Genomic DNA, 20528 nt, shown 5'->3' with positions numbered 1-20528 from the left:
CAGTCTCAGCGGTCGGCCCTACTGCTTGCGGCTGAACCTGATCTTTCCGTTGGGGAGGAACTCGTGGTGCCAACGTCTGTCGTGAAGGCGCTGGTGGTCGTGGTTACACACTGCGACGGCGTCCTTGATGTCGGTGTTGCCGCCTTCGGACCAGGGTTTGAGGTGGTGGGCCTCGGTCCATGCGGCGGGGACGCCGCAGCCTTCGGCCTGGCAACCGCCGGCACGGAGCGCGAGGGCGAGGCGTTGAGCGGCTGAGAACAGGCGGCGTCCGCGGCCGAGGTCGAGGACCTCGCCCTTGCCTCCGAGGACGGCGGGGATGATCTTCGCGGTGCATGCCATCCGGCGCAGCTCGGTGGCAGAGAGGGCGTCGCCGCCGAGGATCGAACCGATCGCGAGGTCCTTCTCGAGTGATTCCTTGGTGATGGTGACCACGAGGGTGGTGGCCATGCCGCCGTGCTGCGGGAGCTTGGCGGGGTCGAGGTGCTCGAGGAGGGCGCAGAAGGCTTGGGCGAGCTTCTTCGGGTACGGGATCCGGTCGGCGTCGCTGTCGAGGGTGCCGTCGGCTTTGCGGGGGTTGGCGTAGGCGTGGAGGTTGGTCAGCAGTCGCTGTCCGATCGCTCCGGGCACGTCGATGATGATCCGCATCGAGCCGGTGCCCTTGTCCTTGACGGTGAGCCGCATGTCCTCGCGCGCTTGTTGTTCCTCGCGCTCGAGACGTTTGGCGTCCTCGGCCTCGGCGATCTCCGGAGCAGCGACGTCCAGGATCCGACGCAGCAACAGCCGCAGCTCCTTCGGAGAATGGTCCTGTGCCAGCTCGACGGCATGGGTCTCGGCGCAGGCAATGATCTCGGGGTCGAGGTAGTCGGGCAGGTCGCCCAGACCCCGCACGATCACCTGCGCCTGCTCGAACGACACCCCACCGGCCGCCATCGCCTCAGCTACCTGCTGCCAGCGCTCGTCGAGCGCTTTCGCGAGCCTCTGCTGCGCGCGTAGCGGACCGACGTCGGCCCGGGTGCGTTGCGCGACCCAGGTCGCCACATCGCGCGCACCGTCCTGGTCGGCCATGCCCTCGGAGGCGGCCATGAGCTTGAGCTTCAACGCCGCCGTACGCCGCTCCTGCTCGTTGAGCGCCAACAGCGCAGCACGCTGGTCCTCCGGGCTTAGGAACACCGGCTCATAGGTCAGTGCGTCGGCGATCTGGGCGGTCGCGGCCTCGATGCACGCCACCAGCTGGTGGGGCGGTTCGAGGAGCTGCGCGACCATGAGGACACCTTTCCGAGATGCCTCCATCGTACCCGTATTCGAACAATTGTTCTAGTCCGATTCGGAACTTGTGGAGGAATTCGCGGAACAGGACCGGGTGGTCAGGCGCCCGTGCAGCTGGCGGCTGAGGGATCGATAGCGTCCCTCTGTGCGGGGTGGTCGTTGTCGCCGCCGCAGTCGATCTTGATGTCCTTGACGCCGTCGGTCGCGATCAAGAGGTCCGTCCCGGCGAGGCCCAGCATTGTGTCAGCGCCCGTCCCGCCGTCGATGAAGTTGTCGCCGGCGCTCCCGGTGAGTGTGTCCTTGAAGGAGCTGCCCTGCAGGTTCTCCACTGATGCGCGGATCGTGTCCCGCTCGCCTGCGGGGCCGTCGGACGCGTTCCCGTCGTCGCCGGTGCCTGCGCCGATGGAAGCGACGACGCCGCCGGCGCTACTGGCATAGGAGGCCTGGTCCACGCCCTCGCCGCCGACCATCACGTCGCCGCCGGTGCCTCCGAGGAGAAGGTCGTCGCCCTCGCCGCCGAACAGGGTGTCGTCACCGCTGACGCCGTAGAGGTCGTCGTCTCCCTCGCCGCCGGAGACCGAGTCATCGCCACTGTCTCCCTGGAGGCCGTCGTCGCCGTCGCCGCCCTGCAGGATGTCGTCGCCACTACCCCCTGCCAGGTAGTCCCCCGTGCCCCCACCGGCGAGCCGGTCGTCTCCCGGGCCGCCGCGGAGACTGTTGTAGGCCGAGTTGCCGGTGAGGTCGTCGTCGCCGTTGCCGCCGGTCAGGAACTCGACGTCCTTGCCGATCGAGTCGCGCGACCCGGACGGTCCGTCCTCGATCGAACCGTCGTCCCCGGTTCCGCCGGTGAGGTTCGCAGTGACGGGCGCCTCGTGGTCGGCGTACGTCACCGTGTCGAGGCCCGGGCCCCCACAGATCACGTCTGCTCCCTCGAGACCCTGCAGAGTGTCGTTGCCGCCGAGTCCGGCGATGACGTCCGGACCGGGAGTGCCGACCAACGCGTCGTCGAGGGCGGTCCCGGTGATGGTGGCGGCCCGTCCCTGGCACTCGGTGTAGGCCGGCCCCCAGTTCGCGTCGGTGTCGTCGGCAGCGTTGGTGGTCAGCCGGAGCTGGCCCGTGCCGTCGGCATTCATCCGGTAGACCTCGAAATTGCCGTCACGCACCGAGGTGAAGATGATGTGGGCGCCGTTGGGGGAGTAGCTCGACTGCAGGTCGATGGTCGGGTTCGTGGTGAGTCGGGTCTGCCCCGTGCCGTCGGTGTTCATCCGGTAGATCTCCGAGTTGCCGTCACGCAGGCTGGTGAAAGTGATCTGCTGACCGTTCGGGGAAAAGGCCGGGTCGGTATCGCTCGCCGCGTTGGTGGTCAGCCGAACGGGTGCGGTGCCGTCGGTGTTCATCCGGTAGATCTCGTAGTTGCCGTCCCGGCTGCTCGCGAAGGTGATCTGCTGCCCGTCCGGGGAGAAGTTGGGCGTGAAATCGAAGGCCGTGTTGTCGGTGAGGCGGACCTCGTCGGTGCCGTCGGCGTCGATCCGGAAGATCTCGTGGTTACCGTCGCGAAAGCCGGTGAAGACGATCTGCTGTCCGTCCGGGGACCACGACGGCGAGAAGTTGTTGCTGGTGCTCGTAAGGCGGGTCTGACCGGTGCCGTCGGCGTTCATTGTGAAGATCGCCGTGTCGCCGTCTCGGGTGCTGGTGAAGACGACCCGTCGGCCGTCAGGGGAGTACGACGGCCCGTAGTCGCTCGCCGCGTTGTTCGTGAGGCGCGCCGCCCCGCCGCCGTCGGCGTTCATCCGATAGATCTCCATGTTGCCGTCGCGGCTGCTGCGGAACACGATCGGGCCGTTCGTGCCGGGAGTGATCGCGGCGACCGCTCGATCGGGCAGGGCCGCGGCAACGGTCGGCGACCCGAACGGGACGAGGAAGGCGCCGGTGGCCAGCGCGGTCGAGAGGATGGTCGTGGAGCGCATCAGGCACCTCCGGGAAGCGACGGAACGGGGAGCCGGCCCCGAGGCTGGCTTCTCGAACTGTTCCCTTTGTGCGCCTGAGGCTCCGTGTCCAATTGCACGCTCGGGGCGTGGGGGTGGTCACGTCCCCGGTGCGCATTCCTCCGTTGAGAATCGGAGCGACCGGCTACGGCGCGACGGTCCCGCAGCTCACGGCTTTCGGGTCAGTGGCATCGCGCTGGGGCGGGAGGTCGTCGCCGTCGCCGCAGTCGATCTTGACGTCCTTGATCAGGTCCGCGGCGAGCAGCTTGTCGATGCCGGCGAGGCCGAGAAGCGTGTCGGCGCCGAGGCCCCCCTTGATGACGTTGTCCCCGGCGTCACCGGTCAGCGTGTCGGCGGAGAGCCCGCCCGTGAGGTTCTCGACATTGGATCGGATGGTGTCCCGCTCGCCGACGCGACCATCGGAGGCGCCGCCGTCGTCGCCGGTGCCCGTCCCGATCGAGGCGATGACGCTCGCCGTCCGGGTGGCGTAGCTGGCGAGGTCGATGCCCGGCCCGCCGTTGAACACGTCGGCGTCGGCGCCGCCGTCGAGCGTGTCGTCGCCCTCGCCGCCGGAGACCACGTCGTCGCCGCTCGAACCGAGCAGGGTGTCCGCGCCGTAGCCGCCGGTGAGCGTGTCGTCACCAGGACCGCCGGTCAGCGTGTTGTCGGCCGAGCTGCCGGCCAGGACGTCGTCACCGAAACCGCCGACCACCCGCTCGACGTCCTTGCCGATCGAGTCGCGGGACCCGGCCGGACCATCCTCCGGGGACCCGTCGTCGCCCGACCCACCCGTCAGGTTGGCGACGACCGCGGCTTCGTGGTCGGCATAGGTCACCGTGTCGGCTCCCGCGCCGCCGCAGAAGGTGTCGGCGCCGTCGTAGCCCTGCAGGACGTCGTCGCCCCCCAGCCCGGCGATCACGTCCGGTCCGGGCGTGCCGGTGAGGACGTCGTTGGACGCGGTGCCGGTGATTGTCGCCGCCCGTCCCTGGCACTCGACGTAGGCCGGCCCCCAGTTCGGCTCGCTGTCGTCGTGCTCGCTGTCGGTGAGGGCAATGGGCGAGCGGCCGTCACTCCCGGCCGTGTAGAGATCGACGCCATCGCCGTCGTCGGTGCTCGCGTAGACGATCGAGGTGCCGTCGGGTGAGTACGCCGGGTCGAAGTCGGCGCTGAACAGGCCGCCGCCGCTCGTCAACTGTGTCCGGCCGAGACCATCGGCGCCGATCCGGTAGACCGTCTGTGAGCCGTCTGCTTGAACGGTGAAGATGATCGAGCTTCCGTCGGGCGACCAGGACGGTGAGTTGTCCCATGTCGTCGACAGCTGCCCGGCGCCCGTCCCGTCCGCATCCATCACGGAGAGGTGGGGGATGGCGAGCCCGCCGAAGTCGCTGGTGGCCATGAAGGCGATACGACGTCCGTCGGGGGAGTAGCTGGGGTTGCCCTCGTAACCGTTCGCCGAGGTCACCCGCGTCGCCGTACCGCCGTCCGCCGGCATCCGATAGATGTCGAACGACCCCCGGCGGTTGCTGCTGAAGATGATGAACCGCCCGTCCGGCGAGTACGACGGCGAGCTCTCGGCCGCCGAGGAGGTCGTCAGCCGCGTGACCCCCGTGCCGTCGGCGTTCATGCGGTAGACCTCGGTCTCACCTCCGGCGCGGTCGCTGAGGAAGACGATCGAGCCGCCGTCCGGGGAGAACGCCGGCGACGTGTCCTCGCTGGTGACGTTCGTGAGCCGGGTCTCGAACCCGCCGGGCGCGACGACGTAGATCTCGGTGTTGCCGCCTCCGAGGTCGCGGGTGAACACGACGTCGCCGTTGGCGCCGGGCGTGGCGGCGGCGCTCGGGGGCGCGGCGGCTGTGCCGCCCGCCACCGCCAGGAACGGCAGCGCGAGGAGGGGACCGAGTCGGCAGGCGATCGAGGCGAGGTTCATGACGCGCACGATGGCTCGCGGCCGGTGGCGGCGGTATCCGCCATCTGGCGGAGATCCGGCGGCGCTAGAGCCCGAGCGCTGCCCCGATGTCGGTCTTCATCGCGGCGAGCGTGGTGTCGGCTGCAGCGCGAGCCCCGGCCACGTCGCCGTCAATGACCGCCAGCACGACCTCGAGGTAGCACTTGAGCTTGGGTTCGGTGCCGCTCGGCCGCACGATCACCCGGGCGCCACCGGCGAGCCGGTAGCGGAGGCCGTCGGTCGGGGGGAGGCCGCCGACGCCCGCAGCGAGGTCCTCGACGCCGTCGACCGACAGGCCGCCGAGGGCAACGGGCGGAGTGTCCCGCAGGCGGGTCATCGCGACGCCGATCTGCGCGAGGTCCGTCACCCGCACCGAGAGCTGGTCGGTGACGTGCAGACCGTGCTCGACCGCGATGTCGTCGAGCAGGTCCTGGAGCGTCCGGCCGGCCGCCTTGGCCTCGGCCGCCAGCTCGCACAGGAGAAGGAGCGCGGAGACGCCGTCCTTGTCCTTCACGTGCTCGGGGTCGACGCAGTAACCGAGCGCCTCCTCGTAGCCGAAGGCCAGCCCCGGGAGCCGACCGATCCACTTGAAGCCGGTGAGCGTCTCGACGTACGGCTGACCGGCTGCGGCCGCCATCTTGCCGAGCAGCGACGACGACACGATCGACGTGGCGTAGGTGCCCTGCTTGCCGCGCTTGAGCAGGTGGGAGGCCAGCAGTGCGCCGACCTCGTCGCCGCGCAGCATCCGCCACCCCTCAGCAGTCGGTACGGCGGCGGCGCACCGGTCCGCGTCCGGGTCGTTGGCGACCACCAGATCAGCGTGGGTGCGCGAGGCGAGGGCCATCGCCAGGTCCATCGCGCCCGGCTCCTCCGGGTTGGGGAAGGCGACGGTCGGGAAGTCAGCGTCGGGCTGTTCCTGCTGCTGCACGACCTCGGGTGCCGCGAACCCGGCGGTCTCGAGGACCTGCCCGACCGAGGTGCCGCCGACGCCGTGGAGGGGCGTGTAGACGAGCGAGAGCTCGCGTGCCCCGTCGACGGCCAGCTCGGCGACCGTGTCGAGGTAGGCGTCGATGATGCCCTCGTCGAGGACGCGCCCGCCGTGCGCGTCGAGGGGCAGTCGCGGCACTGAGTCGAGGGCGCCGACGGCGGCGATCCGGGAGGCGATCTCGCCGTCGGCCGGCGGCACGATCTGGCTGCCGTCGCCGAGGTAGACCTTGTAGCCGTTGTCCTGCGGCGGGTTGTGGCTGGCCGTCACCATCACGCCCGCCACACAGTCGAGCTCCCGGATGGCGTAGGCCAGCAAGGGGGTCGGCAGAGGGCGGGGGAGGACGAGCGGCACCAGGCCGGCGCCGCTCATCACCTCGGCCGTGTCGCGGGCGAAGACGTCGGAGTTGTGCCGGGCGTCGTAGCCGATCACGACCGTGCTCCCAGCGGTCGCGCCGGTGTCGCGGAGGTACGCCGCCAGTCCGGCCGCGGCCCGGATCACGACGATCCGGTTCATCCGGTTGGGGCCCGCGCCGAGCGCTCCCCGCAACCCCGCGGTCCCGAACTCCAGCGTTCCGCGGAAGCGGTCGGCGAGGTCGGCGACGGCGTCGTCCGGGTCGCCGCTCTCTGCGCGCGCGATCAGCACCGCGAGCTCGGCCTTGGTCTGCTCGTCGGGGTCCTCGGCGAGCCAGCTGCGAGCACGGGTGAGCAGATCGGCGACGTCGGGTGAGGTCATGGGCGCACGTTAGCCTTGACAGGTCGGTGAAGCCTCAACCAGTTGTCGCGAACCCCTGCGAAGACCGACATCTCGTGGCACAGTCGAGGTTCCCTCTGGAGGTCGCTTTTCATGAATCGCAAAGCCGGCACACGGCTCACGTGGTTGCCGGTCCTCGGACTCGTCGCCCTGTTGTTCAGCCTGCCCGGGCCGAGCGCCGAGGCCCGCGTGGCGTCGCTCTCGGTGACTCCGCACACCGGCGCCTACGGCGGCACCAACGCCCACTGGGTCGTCGACGGACTGCCGGCCAGCCAGAAGGCGTGGCTGCAGCGGCGCGGCAGCACCACCTCGGCGTGGGCCGACGTGGACAACTCGTTCTACGTGGGCACGACCAACGCCCGGGGCCACCTCGAGTTCGACTTCCCGACGCCGGCGATGAACGCGGTCTACATGCGGGTGGTCACCAAGGGCGGCGAGAGCGAGGGCGTGGCCTTCTCCAGCAAGCACCAGGACGCCCAGCTGTCGCTCGCCGAGCAGTCCCCGGCCGAGGCCGACCTGCCGCAGAGCGTCGCCGTCGGTGTCGTTGTCCGCGGCGAGGTGTTCACCTTCAAGGCCGACACGGCCAACCTCGATGACGTCAAGCAGAAGAAGCCGGTCCTCCTCGGTCGCGACGTCACCCTCCAGCGGCGCACGATCGCGGGCGGGGTCGTCACCTGGACGACCGTCGCCACGGACCAGGTCGATCGCGACGGCTTCGCCGACTTCCCCAACCTCACCGGTGGCGCCAACTTGTCGGCCGGTGACTACCGGGTGCGTCTGGAGAAGTGGACCCAGGACGGAGACAACATCGGCTGGTTCGTGTCGTTCCCGTTCGACGTGAGCGTGGTCGACCGACCGCTGCAGGTTCTCCGGCTGGCCGCGGCCGCGACCGACGCCTACTCCGTGAAGCTGACCTGGGCGCTCCCCGCCGACCCCAACCGGGACAAGATCGTGATCGCCCGCAACACCGGTGGGCCGGCCAACCTGCGCCAGATCATCGCGACGGTCCCGGGCGGTTCGACGACCTACACCGACAGCACCGTGTGGCCCTCGACGAACTTCAAGTACGCCGTCTACACCGTCAGCTCCGACGGGGTCTACGTGCGAGAGCCGGTCCGCGTCGATGCCACGACCCCCGCGGCGCGCCAGCGAGGTGAGGGCTGATGTTCGCGATCACCAAGGGCCTCGCCCTCCGCGTCGCCACCGTCGCGACCGCGCTCGTCGTGGGGCCCGCAACGCTCGCTCCCGGCACAGCCGAGGCACCGAGCCCCGGGCGCGCGGCGCTTGCCGGCGACGGCGCCACCGCAGCCCAGAAGTTCGGCTGGGGCATCATGCAGTGGGACTTCGCCTGGGAGTTCGGTGAGTCGCTCGACAGCCCGCCCTACCGCGGCCTCGACACGACGACCGGCTACTGGCAGGAATACACCGACGGCACCGGCCGCGCGGTGAAGTACGGCGGCGGCGTCGAGTTCCAGAGCGGTGACCAGCTCTACAAGAAGGCCGGACCCGACAACGGCACCTCCATGCTGACCCTGCGCGACCAGGGTGCGGTCCGCGGACGCTGGGAGATCCGCGAGCGCGCGGACCAGTCGGAGAGCAACGCCACCCGCTACCGGTTCATCATCGAGCTGATCCCCGACGACCTCACCAGCGACCCGTGCAAGCAGAGCATCACGATCGCCGAGGTGAGCCCGGGCGACAACAGCCTGAAGATCGGCGCGACCGCGGACGGGGCGAAGTGGACGAAGACGTTCGCCGACGGCTACCCGCAGGACAACGACAACTACGCCTTCGCGCTGCAGATCACCAAGCGTCGGATCACCTGGTTCGCCGACGGCAGGGCCATCGCGTCGCTCGCCGACGTGGATGCTCGGCCGACGGTGCCGATGACGTTGCGGATGCGGCTGGTCGGTGACGGTGCCAAGGAGATGAACAAGTCCATCGTCAAGGTCGACTGGGTGCGCAACTACGACCTGACGCGGGGCGACGTTCCGCCGGAGGGTGCCGACCTCAAGCAGGGCACCAACCGCTGCTGACCTTGTCGTCCGCAAAGATGGGCGGCGTGCAGGCGTCGTACTCCTTCAGCGCGTCGTGGGTGACCGCAGCGCCGCTGGATGAGGTGGCGGCGACGGTGGTCGACCTCGAGCACTACCCGGACTGGTGGCCGCAGGTGCAAGCCGTGGCCAAGCTCGGGCCTGACACTGCGCGGGTCCTGTGCCGCTCGGCGTTGCCCTACACGCTCGACCTGGTGCTCGACGCGGTCAGGCGCGAGCCTCCGGTCCTGGAGGTGGCCGTGAGCGGTGATCTCGACGGGTGGGTCCGCTGGACGCTCAGCCCGGTCGACGGCGGCACCCGCACCGACTTCGCGCAGGAGGTCTCGGTGGACGGCGCGCTCGCGGCGGCCTCGCTGATCGCGCGTCCGCTCCTGCGCTGGAACCACCACCGGATGATGGCGGGCTGCGAGAGCGGCCTGCGTGCTCGACTCGAGGGGAATCCGTGACCGATCAAGCCCAGACGACGCAAGTGCAGACGATGCGCGACCTCCTGCTGGCGCACGCCGGGAGCGATGCGCCGGGGCTGGCGTTCGAGGACCGTTCCTGGACCTGGCAGGAGTACGTCGCCGAGAGTGCTGCCCGGGCCCACGTCCTCCGCGGTCTGCTCGACCCCCAGCGGCCGCCGCACGTGGGCGTGCTGATGGAGAACACCCCCGAGATGGCGATGGCGATCGCGGGCGGCGCGATCGGCGGCCACGTCACCGCGGGCATCAACGCGACCCGTCGGGGCGCGGCGCTTGCTGCGGACATCCGTCGCGCCGACTGCCAGATCCTGCTGACCGACACCGAGCACCTTTCGTTGCTCGAGGGCCTCGACCTCGGCATCCCGGTCGTCGACACCGACGGGGCCGACTGGGCCGACCGGGTCGGCGCGGCACCGCGAACGGTCGAAGGTTTCACCGACACCGCGCCGACCGACACCTTCATGCTGATCTTCACCTCGGGCACGAGTGGCGACCCCAAGGCGGTCCGACTCACCCACCTGATGCCGGTCTTCGCCGGGAAGATGCTCGTCGATCGGTTCTCGCTCACGGCCGACGACGTCTGCTACTGCTCCATGCCGCTCTTCCACAGCAACGCTGTCGCGGCCGGGCTGGCACCGGCTGCCGCCGCGGGCGCGACGCTGGCGATCGCGCGGAGGTTCAGCGCGAGCGGTTTCCTCGCCGACGTACGACGCCACGGGGCGACCTACCTCAACTACGTCGGCAAGCCGCTGGCCTACGTGCTTGCGACGCCCGAGCAGCCCGACGACGCCGACAACACGCTGCGCATCGCGTTCGGCAACGAGGCGTCGGACCGCGACATCGCGGAGTTCGGGCGGCGCTTCGGCTGCGTCGTCGCCGACGGCTTCGGCTCGACCGAGAACGCCGTGGTGGTCTCCCGAGTGCCGGAGACGCCGCCGGGCTCGATCGGTCGGCCCGCCGACGGCGTCGCGGTCTACGACCGCGCGTCGGGCGTCGAGTGCCCGCGGGCCGTCGTCGATGCAACCGGCCGGGTGACCAACCTCGACGACTGCGTCGGCGAGCTGGTCAACACCACCGGCGCCGGGTTCTTCGCCGGCTACTACAACGACGACGAGGCGACCCGTGAGCGGATGGAGGGCGGGATGTACTGGTCCGGCGACCTCGCCTACCGCGACGCCGACGGCTTCGTCTACCTCGCCGGACGCACCAGCGACTGGCTCCGCGTGGACGGCGAGAACCTCGCCGCGGCGCCGATCGAGCGGCTGCTGCTCCGCCACGCTGCCATCAGCCAGGTCGCCGTCTACGGGGTCCCCGACCCGCTCGTGGGTGACCAGGTGATGGCGGCCGTCGTGCTGCGTGACGGGGCGACCCTGACCCCTGGCGAGCTCGAGTCCTTCCTCGCCGACCAACCCGACCTCTCGCCGAAGGCCTGGCCCCGTTACGTCCGGCTTTCGACCGAGCTGCCGAGCACCGCGACCAACAAGGTGCTCAAGCGCACCCTGGCGGCGGAGGGCACCTCGACCGAGGACCCGGTGTGGGTTCGGTGGGATCGCCAACAGACCTATGGGTTGCTCAGTTAATTTCTTCTACGTGAGATCGACACGGGGCGCGCTGGTCGCTGCGCTGATCGCGGTCGTCGCCATCGCGACGACCGCGTATGCGGGCACCCGTGGTCCCAGCGCATCGTCGATGCTCAAGGACAACGCGGCGTCCGGGAAGCCCAACATCGTCCTCATCGTCACCGACGACATGCGCACCGACGAGCTGCAGTTCATGCCCAAGACCTGGGAGCTCCTCGTCGAGAAGGGGGTCGAGTTCACCAACGCGATCTCCCCGCACCCGCTCTGCTGCCCCGCCCGCGCCGAGCTGGTCTCCGGCCAGTACGGCCAAAACAGCGGCGTCCAGCACAACGAGGGCCCCTGGGGCGGCTTCCAGGCGATGATCGAGCCCGACCAGAACATCGGCCGTTGGCTGCACGCCGTGGGCTACCAGACGTCGTACCACGGGAAGTACCTCAACGGTTACGAGCACTCCCGCCCGCTGGTGGCTCCCGAGGGCTGGACGACCTGGGACGCCCAGCTCACCGGCATCTACACCTACAACCGCGGACGCTTCTTCAACGGCGACAACATCACCGACCAATACGTCACGCACACCATGGTGGAGCGCTCGGGCACGGCGATCGCCGAGTTCTCGGCCGGGGGCGCGCCCTTCTTCACCGTGATCAACCACGTCGCGCCGCACGTCACCCTCGCGCCGCCGCACCTGCCCGTGGCCGAGGACAAGTACGCCGACGCCTACTCCGACCTCCGGCCGCCGGTGTTCGACTCGCCCGCCTTCAACGAGCCCGAGGTGGGCGACCTGCCGAAGTCACTTCGTCGCCCGCCCGTGAGCAGGGAGCGCATCGCCGAGCTGTTCCGTGCACGGGTGCGCTCGCTGCTGTCGGTCGATGACGCGGTGGCCGAGACCGTCGCCGAGCTCGACAAGCTGGGCGAGCTCGACAACACCTACATCATCTTCACCTCCGACAACGGCTACGCACTCGGCGAGCACCACCTTCAGGGCAAGAACTACCTCGTCGACGAGGTGCTCGACGTGCCGCTCGTCATCCGCGGTCCGGGCTACACGCCGGGCACGGTCGAGGACATGCCGGTGACCCTGGTCGACGTGGTCGCGACGATCGCCGACTGGAGTGACGCGGTGCCGGGCCAGCCTGTCGACGGACTCAGCATCGAGCGGATGCGCGACCACAACCGACGCCTGCGCGACACGATCCTCGTCCAGACCGGTGACCGGTTGCGCGACTCGACCCCCGGCTGGGCCTTCCGCGGCGTCTCGACCGACCGCTACCTCTTCGGCTACCGCGCGGGCGAGCCGAGCAAGGGCATCCTCTTCGACCGCCGTCTGGACCCCGACGCGCTCCGCAACCGGTTCTGGGATCCCGACTACCGCCGGATCAGGGACGAGCTCACCCGGCGTACCGAGATCCTGTCGCGCTGCTCGGGCGGCGACTGCAGCCACGTGTTCGGGGCGCTGCCGCCGGTCAGCTGAGGCCGCAGGCGTCAGATCCGCGGCACGACGCGGGTGAGCAGCTCGCCCATCCGGGTGGCGGCGGCGCGGCCGGCCTCGAGGACCTCGTCGTGGTTGAGCGGCTCGCCGCTCATGCCGGCGGCGAGATTGGTGACCAGGCTGATGCCGAGGATCTCCATCCCTGCCTCGCGGGCGGCGATCGCCTCGAGCGTGGTGCTCATGCCGGCCAGGTGCCCGCCGATCGCGCGCACCATGCCGATCTCGGCCGGGGTCTCGTAGTGCGGCCCGGGGAACTGGCAGTAGACGCCCTCGTCGAGCGACGGGTCGACCTCGCGGCACAGCGCGCGAAGACGGCTGGAGTAGAGGTCGGTGAGGTCGACGAAGTTGGCGCCGACGATGGGGGAGGTGCCGGTCAGGTTGATGTGGTCGCTGATGAGCACCGGGGTGCCCGGCGTCCACGTCTCCTTGAGCCCGCCGCACCCGTTGGTGAGCACGATGGCGCGGCAGCCGGCAGCGGCCGCCGTACGGACGCCGTGGACGACGGCGGCGACGCCCTTGCCCTCGTAGTAGTGCGTGCGGCTGAGGAAGACCAGTGCCTGACGGTCACCGACCCGGACCGACCGGATCTTGCCGGAGTGTCCCGCGACCGCCGCTGCGCTGAATCCCGGCAGGTCGGTGGTCGCGATCTCGGCGGTGGTCTCGCCGAGCATCTCCGCGGCGGGCAGCCAGCCGGAGCCGAGCACGAGCGCGATGTCGTGCTGGGCGATCCCGGTCAGCTCCACGAGACGGGCGGCCGCCTGCTGGGCGAGGTCGTAGGGCGAAGGGTCGGTCACGCGCACACCCTATGCGCGATCACCACTGGGCGATGGTCGACTCGGGCACGTAGCCGTGACGCACCCGCTGGGGGTGGTTGCCGACGCCCTCGAACGCGAGCTCCTCGCCGGTGGTCGTGTCGAGCACGGCCACGGAGTCGCTCCCGCTGAGCGAGATCCAGCACGTGTCGCCGAGGCCCTCGGTCGTCCAGTAGGGCTTCTCGTAGGCGTGTCCGGTCGAGGCCTCGTCGTAGTAGGTCGGCGTGCCGGTCGCGACGTCCACGAGCGCGGCGTAGTCGTCCATCGTGCCCGCGACGCACAGCGTGGTGCCGGCGCTGTTGATGGACAGGCCGTGGTGCGCGGAGTCGTTGACGTAGAGGTCCCGCGGCATGGTCGGGACCCGGTTCTCGAGGTTGACGATGCCGAGCACGCGACCAGTGGTCGGCTCGGGGATGCCGCGCAGCGTGTAGTCGGTGGTGCCGTTGATGTCGGCCGCCTGGGTGTCGAACTTGACGTAGCCGTGGAAGAACGAGACCTGGAAGTAGACGTAGCGGGAGCCCGGCGCGATCGCCATCGGTCGTACGGCGCTGCTCATGTTGGGGTAGCCGGCCTCGGCCAGCTCCTCGCCGATGTCCCAGCGCTTGAGGATCTTGAAGTCCTTGCTCCGGACGATCTGGAACCACCGATCGCCCTTGATGGAGTCCGACACCGGGTCGAGGATCGCGTCGAGGGCTGCGGTGAGGTCACCCGGCGTGTAGACCTTGCCGATCGAGGCGTGGAAGATCTGGCCGCCGTTGGTCGTGTAGTTGCTCTCGTGCGGCGTCTCGCCCGACTCGAAGGTCCGCAGCCGGTCGCCCATCGCGACCTCGGTGCCGTCCGCGAGGGTCTGGTCGACCATGGCGTACTCGATCACTTGGCGCGAGGTCGAGTCGGACACGAGGAGCCGGGTGCCGCCGGGGGAGAGGCCCATGTGGTCGGTCCGGAAGCCGTCCATCTGCTGCTCGCGCACGATGGCGTCGGGCTGGCCGAGGGTCGCCTTCTTGATGTCGACCCAGATGACGTCGGCGAAACTCGGGCGCGAGACCGCGAGGTAGCGGCCGTTGCGGGTGGTGAACATGTCGTCGACGTACTGGTTGTGGCCCTCGCCCGGGCCGAACTTGATGGCGAGGAAGAGTGCGAGGTCGACGGGGTTCTTGACGATGTCGTTGATCTCCTGGCGCTTGTCCGGGATCAGGTTGACGCCGCGCTTGAGAACCTCGTAGGTGTGGGCATCGACGATGCTGGCCGTGCCGTCCCAGTTGTTGCCGACCCACATGACGTCGCGGAGCCCGCGCGGCAGAGCCACGCTGGTGGTCTCGTTCATCGAGTAGTCGGCGACGTGCGGCTTCGCGACGACCTCGGCCGGTGCTTGGGGCGTGGCGAGGGCGAAGGTGGCGGCCGCAGCCGCGAGGGCGCTGCCGAAGAGGGCGAGGCGAGGGGCAAGGCGTGGGCTCACGCCTGTCCAACGCCCGTGACCCTTCGTGGTCACGCGGTCCAGGTCAAGTGTCCTAGAGACCGGTCGACCGGCAGGGCCGACGCCGGAGCTCGGCGACGTAGTCGGCGGGGGCGTCAGCGGCCTCGGCCGCGTTGGCCAGGACCCCGAGGTAGGACGCCGACGGCAGGCCGCCCTCGTAGGCGTCGAGCACGTAGGTCCAGGCGACCGCCGACCCGGTCATCGTCGCGACCCGCACCTTGGTCCTGCGATAGAGCCCCGAATCGGCCGACTCCCACTCGTCGAGCACCGCCTCGTCCTGCGGGCTGACGTCGTAGAGCGCGACGAAGACCTGCTCGAAGGGGTCCTGGACGATGGTCGCGAGCGCGCCGTCCCAGCCGTGCTCCTCGCCCCCGAAGGTGAGCCGCCAACCGGTCAGCCACCCCGTCGTCTGGAGCGGTGAGTGAGGACACCGGGCACCCATCTGCCCCGGGTCGAGGTTCGTCCCGTAAGCGGCATAAGTGGGCACGGGGTCAGGTTAGTAGGCTCCCCCCGTGACCACGCACTTCGATGTCCTCGTCCTCGGTGCCGGCCCCGGTGGCTACGTCGCCGCGATCCGTGCAGCTCAGCTCGGCAAGTCCGTTGCCGTGGTGGAGAGGAAGTACTGGGGCGGCGTGTGTCTCAACGTCGGCTGCATCCCCTCCAAGGCGCTGCTGAAGAACGCCGAGCTCGCGCACACGCTGCAGCACGAGAAGGACAAGTACGGCATCGAGGGCGACGCCACGATGGCCTTCGGTCCGACCCACGCGCGCTCGCGCCAGGTCAGCGCCGGCATCGTCAAGGGCGTCCACTTCTTGATGAAGAAGAACAAGATCACCGAGATCGACGGCTGGGGCACGCTCACCGGCCCGCGATCCAACGGGAAATTGGCGGTCGACGTCGCCGGCGACGACGGCGCCGTGACGGCCTACACCTGCGACAACCTGATCATCGCCGCCGGTGCGCAGGTCCGCCTGGTGCCGGGCGTGACCCTCAGCGACAACGTCGTCACCTACGAGGAGCAGATCCTCGACGCCAACCTGCCGGGCTCGATGATCATCGGTGGCTCCGGCGCCATCGGCGTCGAGTTCGCCTACGTGCTCAAGAACTTCGGCGTGGACGTGACGATCGTGGAGTTCCTCGACCGCATCGTGCCGACCGAGGACGCCGACGTGTCCAAGGAGCTGCTCAAGCACTACAAGAAGCTGGGCGTGAAGATCCTCACCTCGACCGCGGTGAAGTCGGTCGAGGACACCGGCTCCGGTGTGCGCGTCACCATCGCCCCGGCAGCGGGTGGGGAGGAGCAGGTGCTCGAGGCCGACAAGTTCCTGGCCGCCTTCGGCTTCGCCCCGCGCGTCGAGGGCTACGGCCTGGAGGCCGCCGGTGTGCAGCTCACCGACCGTGGAGCGGTGGCGATCGACGAGTACTGCCGGACCAACGTCGAAGGCGTCTACGCCATCGGTGACTGCACCGGCAAGATGATGCTCGCCCACGTCGCCGAGGCGCAGGGCATCGTCGCCGCGGAGGTCATCGGCGGCGCCGAGACCATGCCCGTCGAATACGACTTCGTGCCGCGAGCGACCTACTGCTCGCCGCAGATCGGCTCGTTCGGCTACAGCGAGCAGCAGGCCAAGGACAAGGGCTACGACGTCAAGACGGCCACCTTCCCCTTCTCCGCCAACGGCAAGGCGCAGGGCCTCGGCGAGGCGGTCGGCTTCGTGAAGATCGTGGCCGACGCCGAGCACAACGAGATCCTCGGCGCCCACATGATCGGCCCCGACGTCACCGAGCTGCTGCCGGCGCTGACACTGGCCCAGAAGTGGGACCTGACGGCCGACGAGATCGGGCGCAACGTGTTCGCGCACCCAACGCTCACCGAGGCCGTCAAGGAGGCGATCCACGGGATCGCCGGCCACATGATCAACCTCTGAGGTAGCGCCATGTCGCGCGTGGTGATCATCGGCGGAGGTCCCGGAGGCTACGAGTCCGCGCTCGTCGCGACCCAGCTCGGGGCCGACGTGACCGTCGTCGACACCGATGGTCTCGGCGGCTCCGCGGTCCTCACCGACTGCGTGCCGAGCAAGACCCTGATCGCCACGGCCGAGGTGATGACCGAATACGCCGCGGCCGGCGAGCTCGGGATCCTCAGCGACCCGCCGACGGTCGACCTGATGCAGGTCAACGAGCGCGTGAAGAGGCTGGCGACCGCGCAGTCCGCCGACATCGCCGAGCGCATGGAGCGTGACGGGGTGCGGGTGGTGCGCGGCCGCGGCCGACTGGACGGGCCCGGCGCCGTGGTGGCGGACCTGACCGATGGCGGCACCGAGACGATCCCGGCCGACGCCGTACTCATCGCGACGGGAGCCGCTCCGCGCACCCTGCCGAGCGCGATGCCCGACGGCGAGCGGATCCTGACGTGGGAGCAGGTCTACGACCTCACCGAGGTGCCCACCGAGCTGATCGTGGTCGGCTCGGGCGTGACGGGCGCGGAGTTCGCGAGTGCCTACCTGTCCCTCGGCATCCCGGTCACGCTCGTCTCCTCCCGCGACCGGGTGCTGCCGGGCGAGGACGCCGACGCGGCCCAGGTCCTCGAGGACGTACTCACCCGGCGCGGCATGAACGTGCTGTCGCAGTCGCGGATGGAGTCGGTCACCCGCGCGGGCGATGTCGTGACCGTGCGGCTCACCGACGGCCGCGAGGTCCAGGGCTCCCACTGCGTGCTGGCGCTCGGCTCGATCCCCAACACCGCCGACATCGGCCTCGAGGGGGCCGGTGTCATCACCGACGACGGCGGCTTCATCAAGGTCGACCGGGTGTCGCGTACGTCGGCGCGCGGCGTCTACTCGGCCGGCGACTGCACGGGCGTCCTCATGCTGGCGTCGGTCGCCGCGATGCAGGGCCGGATCGCGATGTGGCACTTCCTGGGCGACAGCGTGGCCCCGCTCGACCTCAAGCAGGTCTCCTCCAACGTCTTCACCTCGCCCGAGATCGCCACTGTCGGCTGGTCGCAGCAGGCGATCGACGCAGGGGAGATCCAGGCCGAGACCGTGATGCTGCCGCTCTCGGGCAACGCGCGGGCCAAGATGCAGGGGGTGCGCGACGGTTTCGTGAAGGTGTTCTGCCGTCCCGGCACCGGGATCGTCGTGGGCGGGGTCGTCGTCGGTCCGCGTGCCAGCGAGCTGATCCACCCGCTCTCCCTGGCGGTGGCGGAGTCGCTGACCGCCGACCAGCTGTCGCACGCCTTCACGGTCTACCCGTCGATGAGCGGTTCGGTGGCCGAGGCCGCGCGGCGCCTCCACCACTTCTGATGGGAGGATGACGCCCATGCGCGTGCATCTCGGTTGCGACCACGCCGGCCTCGAGCTCAAGAGCCACCTCGTCCAGTGGCTCACCGAGCACGGTTACGAGCCGGTCGACCACGGACCCTTCGTCTACGACGCGCTCGACGACTACCCGGTCTTCTGCCTGCGCGCCGCTGAGGGCGTCGTAGCTGACCGCGCCGCCGGGCTCGACAGCCTCGGTGTCGTCATCGGCGGTTCGGGCAACGGCGAGCAGATCGCGGCCAACAAGGTCAAGGGCGTCCGCGCGGCCCTCGCCTGGTCCGAGGACACCGCTTCGCTCGCCCGCGAGCACAACGACGCCTGGGTGGTCGCCGTCGGTGGCCGCATGCACCCCCTCGACGAGCTGACCCGCTTGGTCGAGGTCTTCTTGACCACGCCCTTCCCCGGCGACGAGCGCCACGTCCGCCGGATCGGCCAGATGTCGTCCTACGAGACCACCGGCGAGCTCCCGCCGCTGCCCGCGTCGGCGCAGCCGGCCACCGATGCCTGAGGGGCACACCCTCCACCGGCTCGCCCGGCAGGTCTCCGACGTCTTCGGTGACCAGCAGGTCCGCGTCGGCAGTCCGCAAGGGCGCTTCGCCGACTCCGCGGCGCAGCTCGACGGTGCCGTGGTCCTGGGCGCGGAGACCTGGGGCAAGCACCTCTTCATCGACTTCGGGGTCGGTCGCTTCGTCCACGTCCACCTCGGGCTCTACGGCACGTTCGACATCCACGACCCGGTCGACGAGGTCCCGTTGCCGGTCGGGCAGGTTCGCCTGCGCATCGTCCGGGTCGACGGCAAGGCCTACGGCGACCTTCGGGGCGCCACCGCGTGCGCGTTGCTCACGACGGCCGAGCGCGACGCGATCGTCGCGCGCACCGGGCCCGACCCGCTCCGGCCCGACGCCGACCCTGATCGGGCGTGGGCGCGCATCAGCCGCAGCGCGGCGCCGATCGGCACGCTCCTCATGGACCAGGCGGTGGTCGCCGGCGTCGGCAACGTCTACCGCGCCGAGCTGCTCTTCCGGCACCGGATCCATCCGCTCCGCCCGGGTCGCACCCTTCGCGTCGGGCAGTGGCGGGCCATGTGGGCCGATCTCGTCGACCTGATGCACGACGGCGTCCGGAGCGGCACGATCGACACGGTCCGACCCGAGCACACGCCCGAGGCCATGGGTCGACCTCCCCGCAAGGACGACCACGGGGGAGAGGTCTACGTCTACCGGCGGACCTCGCAGCCGTGCCACGTCTGCGACCGTCCTGTCCGCACCCAGGTGCTCGGCGGACGCAACCTGTTCTGGTGCAGCCGCTGCCAGCCGACCTTCCGATCGAGGGCCGCCGGATGATGCCTTGGCGCCGGAGCCGGCTCGGGATCGGCCGGCGGGGCGAGTCGATGCTCGTCGACCTTCGCGACCGGATCCTCGCTCAGGGCACCATTCCGAAGCTCCCCGACAGTTGGCTGGTGGAGTCAGCGCTGTCCTCGGCGGGCGGTTCGCCCTTCGCCGGCGACTTCGTGGTGGCGACGACGCGTGCCGACGGACGTCGGCTCGAGGTGGCCGTCGTCGACGTCTCGGGCAAGGGCGAGGCAGCGGGCACCCGCGCCCTGCAGCTCTCCGGTGCGATGGGCGGCCTCCTCGGCGCTCTACCGCCCGACCAGTTCCTGCCGGCCGCCAACGACTACCTGCTCCAGCGGGACTGGGAGGAGGGGTTCGCGACCGCCGTCCATCTCTCTCTTGATCTCGAGACGGGCGACTACCAGCTGCGAACGGCGGGGCACCCGCCCCCGGTCGTGCGGTCGGCCGGTTCGGGTCGCTGGCACGTCATCAAGACTGAGGGGCCTGTGCTCGGGCTCATCGAAGGGGTGTCCTACGACCCCGCAGGCGGCCGGCTGACCTCGGGTGACGCCCTGCTCCTCTACACCGACGGGATGGTCGAGGAACCGCGCCGCGACATCGAGCTGGGCATCGACGAGATGCTCGGCGTGGCCGAGCATCTCTTCCGGCGCTCGTTCGACGGCCTCGCCGAGCGGTTGGCGGCCAAGGTGGGCTCGCGCGACGACGACCGTGCCCTGCTGCTGGTCCACCGCCGCTGAGGCACCCGCTGGTTGAGGTGCGAGCAGAGCGAGCCTCGAAACCAAGGTCCAGGAACACCTGCCGGTTGGGGCGGGCCGTCCCTCCTGTGGCACCATGACATCCGCGTTTCCACGCGCGCGGATGTAGCTCAATGGTAGAGCCCCAGTCTTCCAAACTGGCTACGCGGGTTCGATTCCCGTCATCCGCTCCAAGGAGCCTGCGGCGACCCCAAAAGGGGGATCGGCGAAGGCCTCTTGGCGGGGCGTAGCGTAGTGGCTAGCGCGCCTGCTTTGGGAGCAGGAGATCGCAGGTTCGAGTCCTGTCGCCCCGAC

General features: G+C 69.9%; 17 protein-coding genes and 2 tRNA genes. 12 read left to right on the top strand and 7 right to left on the bottom strand.

Features of this window, described 5'->3' with window-relative positions:
• Positions 1-18: 18 nt before the first annotated feature.
• The 4 genes from F0U44_RS02145 to F0U44_RS02130 all read right to left on the bottom strand — a co-directional run bounded on the left by F0U44_RS02145 (position 19) and on the right by F0U44_RS02130 (position 6916).
• The gene (locus tag F0U44_RS02145; protein ID WP_188113277.1) at positions 19-1263 is read right to left on the bottom strand and encodes an HNH endonuclease signature motif containing protein; all 1245 of its coding nucleotides are present in this window, start codon (positions 1261-1263) and stop codon (positions 19-21) included.
• A 101-nt stretch (positions 1264-1364) separates the two neighbouring features.
• Positions 1365-3233 (bottom strand): DUF5050 domain-containing protein, encoded by a 1869-nt coding sequence (locus F0U44_RS02140; protein ID WP_149726601.1) that lies wholly within the window; start codon positions 3231-3233, stop codon positions 1365-1367.
• A gap of 163 nt (positions 3234-3396) precedes the next feature.
• Entirely contained in the window at positions 3397-5178 is a 1782-nt protein-coding gene (locus tag F0U44_RS02135) for a PD40 domain-containing protein (protein WP_149726600.1), read from the bottom strand.
• 64 nt (positions 5179-5242) lie between these two features.
• Entirely contained in the window at positions 5243-6916 is a 1674-nt protein-coding gene (locus F0U44_RS02130) for a phospho-sugar mutase (RefSeq protein WP_149726599.1), read from the bottom strand.
• Between the two features lie 111 nt (positions 6917-7027).
• On the opposite strand from F0U44_RS02130, the gene F0U44_RS02125 reads away from it, so the two are divergent.
• From F0U44_RS02125 to F0U44_RS02105, 5 genes are read left to right on the top strand one after another with little or no spacing between them, the layout of a single operon-like run.
• Positions 7028-8098, top strand: coding sequence for a fibronectin type III domain-containing protein (locus F0U44_RS02125; protein WP_149726598.1), 1071 nt, complete (start codon positions 7028-7030; stop codon positions 8096-8098).
• Positions 8098-8970 (top strand): hypothetical protein, encoded by an 873-nt coding sequence (locus F0U44_RS02120; protein ID WP_149726597.1) that lies wholly within the window; start codon positions 8098-8100, stop codon positions 8968-8970. Before F0U44_RS02125 ends, F0U44_RS02120 begins: the two co-directional genes overlap by 1 nt.
• A gap of 2 nt (positions 8971-8972) precedes the next feature.
• On the top strand, positions 8973-9434 hold the full coding sequence (locus F0U44_RS02115; RefSeq protein WP_246160246.1) for an SRPBCC family protein: 462 nt from the start codon (positions 8973-8975) through the stop codon (positions 9432-9434).
• The gene (fadD1, locus tag F0U44_RS02110; RefSeq protein WP_246160244.1) at positions 9431-11032 is read left to right on the top strand and encodes a fatty-acid--CoA ligase FadD1; all 1602 of its coding nucleotides are present in this window, start codon (positions 9431-9433) and stop codon (positions 11030-11032) included. Before F0U44_RS02115 ends, fadD1 begins: the two co-directional genes overlap by 4 nt.
• A 10-nt stretch (positions 11033-11042) precedes the next feature.
• Positions 11043-12503 carry a sulfatase-like hydrolase/transferase gene (locus F0U44_RS02105; protein WP_188113276.1) on the top strand — a complete coding sequence of 487 codons (1461 nt, stop codon included), beginning with the start codon at positions 11043-11045 and terminating at the stop codon, positions 12501-12503.
• An 11-nt stretch (positions 12504-12514) separates the two neighbouring features.
• On the opposite strand, the gene F0U44_RS02100 is transcribed toward F0U44_RS02105, so the two are convergent.
• The 3 genes from F0U44_RS02100 to F0U44_RS02090 are packed head-to-tail and all read right to left on the bottom strand — an operon-like array spanning position 12515 to position 15294.
• Positions 12515-13315 carry a purine-nucleoside phosphorylase gene (locus F0U44_RS02100; RefSeq protein ID WP_149726595.1) on the bottom strand — a complete coding sequence of 267 codons (801 nt, stop codon included), beginning with the start codon at positions 13313-13315 and terminating at the stop codon, positions 12515-12517.
• Positions 13316-13334: 19 nt separating this feature from the next.
• Positions 13335-14789 (bottom strand): YncE family protein, encoded by a 1455-nt coding sequence (locus F0U44_RS02095; protein ID WP_149726594.1) that lies wholly within the window; start codon positions 14787-14789, stop codon positions 13335-13337.
• A 52-nt stretch (positions 14790-14841) separates the two neighbouring features.
• A complete protein-coding gene (locus tag F0U44_RS02090; RefSeq protein WP_149726593.1) occupies positions 14842-15294 on the bottom strand; it encodes a gamma-glutamylcyclotransferase family protein in 453 nt (150 codons plus the stop codon).
• 25 nt (positions 15295-15319) lie between these two features.
• Here F0U44_RS02090 and lpdA point away from each other — a divergent pair, with 25 nt between their 5' ends.
• The 7 genes from lpdA to F0U44_RS02055 all read left to right on the top strand — a co-directional run bounded on the left by lpdA (position 15320) and on the right by F0U44_RS02055 (position 20527).
• The gene (gene lpdA / locus F0U44_RS02085; RefSeq protein ID WP_149726592.1) at positions 15320-16735 is read left to right on the top strand and encodes a dihydrolipoyl dehydrogenase; all 1416 of its coding nucleotides are present in this window, start codon (positions 15320-15322) and stop codon (positions 16733-16735) included.
• Positions 16736-16744: 9 nt separating this feature from the next.
• Positions 16745-18112 carry an NAD(P)H-quinone dehydrogenase gene (locus tag F0U44_RS02080; RefSeq protein ID WP_149726591.1) on the top strand — a complete coding sequence of 456 codons (1368 nt, stop codon included), beginning with the start codon at positions 16745-16747 and terminating at the stop codon, positions 18110-18112.
• A 16-nt stretch (positions 18113-18128) separates the two neighbouring features.
• Positions 18129-18635 carry a ribose-5-phosphate isomerase gene (locus F0U44_RS02075; protein WP_149726590.1) on the top strand — a complete coding sequence of 169 codons (507 nt, stop codon included), beginning with the start codon at positions 18129-18131 and terminating at the stop codon, positions 18633-18635.
• Positions 18628-19470, top strand: a complete 843-nt coding sequence (locus F0U44_RS02070; protein WP_149726589.1) for an Fpg/Nei family DNA glycosylase — start codon at positions 18628-18630, stop codon at positions 19468-19470. The genes F0U44_RS02075 and F0U44_RS02070 overlap by 8 nt, the downstream gene beginning before the upstream one ends.
• Positions 19425-20216: a PP2C family protein-serine/threonine phosphatase gene (locus F0U44_RS02065; protein ID WP_246160242.1), complete on the top strand. Its 792-nt coding sequence runs from the start codon at positions 19425-19427 to the stop codon at positions 20214-20216. Before F0U44_RS02070 ends, F0U44_RS02065 begins: the two co-directional genes overlap by 46 nt.
• A 117-nt stretch (positions 20217-20333) precedes the next feature.
• Positions 20334-20407: transfer RNA gene (locus tag F0U44_RS02060), tRNA-Gly, on the top strand.
• 47 nt (positions 20408-20454) lie between these two features.
• A tRNA-Pro gene (locus F0U44_RS02055) sits at positions 20455-20527 on the top strand.
• Position 20528: the final 1 nt, after the last annotated feature.

It is taken from the genome of Nocardioides humilatus (assembly GCF_008373755.1).
In the GTDB taxonomy this organism is placed as follows: domain Bacteria; phylum Actinomycetota; class Actinomycetes; order Propionibacteriales; family Nocardioidaceae; genus Nocardioides; species Nocardioides humilatus.
The sequence above is the reverse complement of the archived record's forward strand: the minus strand, read 5'-3'. Positions and strand labels throughout refer to the sequence as shown.

What these genes read in the sequence shown, in the direction of transcription:
- F0U44_RS02125 (WP_149726598.1), top strand. Translation starts at nt 7,028, where the DNA reads ATGAATCGCAAAGCCGGCACACGGCTCACGTGGTTGCCGGTCCTCGGA.
- F0U44_RS02120 (WP_149726597.1), top strand. Translation starts at nt 8,098, where the DNA reads ATGTTCGCGATCACCAAGGGCCTCGCCCTCCGCGTCGCCACCGTCGCG.
- F0U44_RS02080 (WP_149726591.1), top strand. Translation starts at nt 16,745, where the DNA reads ATGTCGCGCGTGGTGATCATCGGCGGAGGTCCCGGAGGCTACGAGTCC.
- F0U44_RS02075 (WP_149726590.1), top strand. Translation starts at nt 18,129, where the DNA reads ATGCGCGTGCATCTCGGTTGCGACCACGCCGGCCTCGAGCTCAAGAGC.
- F0U44_RS02070 (WP_149726589.1), top strand. Translation starts at nt 18,628, where the DNA reads ATGCCTGAGGGGCACACCCTCCACCGGCTCGCCCGGCAGGTCTCCGAC.
- F0U44_RS02130 (WP_149726599.1), bottom strand. Translation starts at nt 6,916, where the DNA reads ATGACCTCACCCGACGTCGCCGATCTGCTCACCCGTGCTCGCAGCTGG.
- F0U44_RS02145 (WP_188113277.1), bottom strand. Translation starts at nt 1,263, where the DNA reads ATGGTCGCGCAGCTCCTCGAACCGCCCCACCAGCTGGTGGCGTGCATC.
- F0U44_RS02135 (WP_149726600.1), bottom strand. Translation starts at nt 5,178, where the DNA reads ATGAACCTCGCCTCGATCGCCTGCCGACTCGGTCCCCTCCTCGCGCTG.
- F0U44_RS02140 (WP_149726601.1), bottom strand. Translation starts at nt 3,233, where the DNA reads ATGCGCTCCACGACCATCCTCTCGACCGCGCTGGCCACCGGCGCCTTC.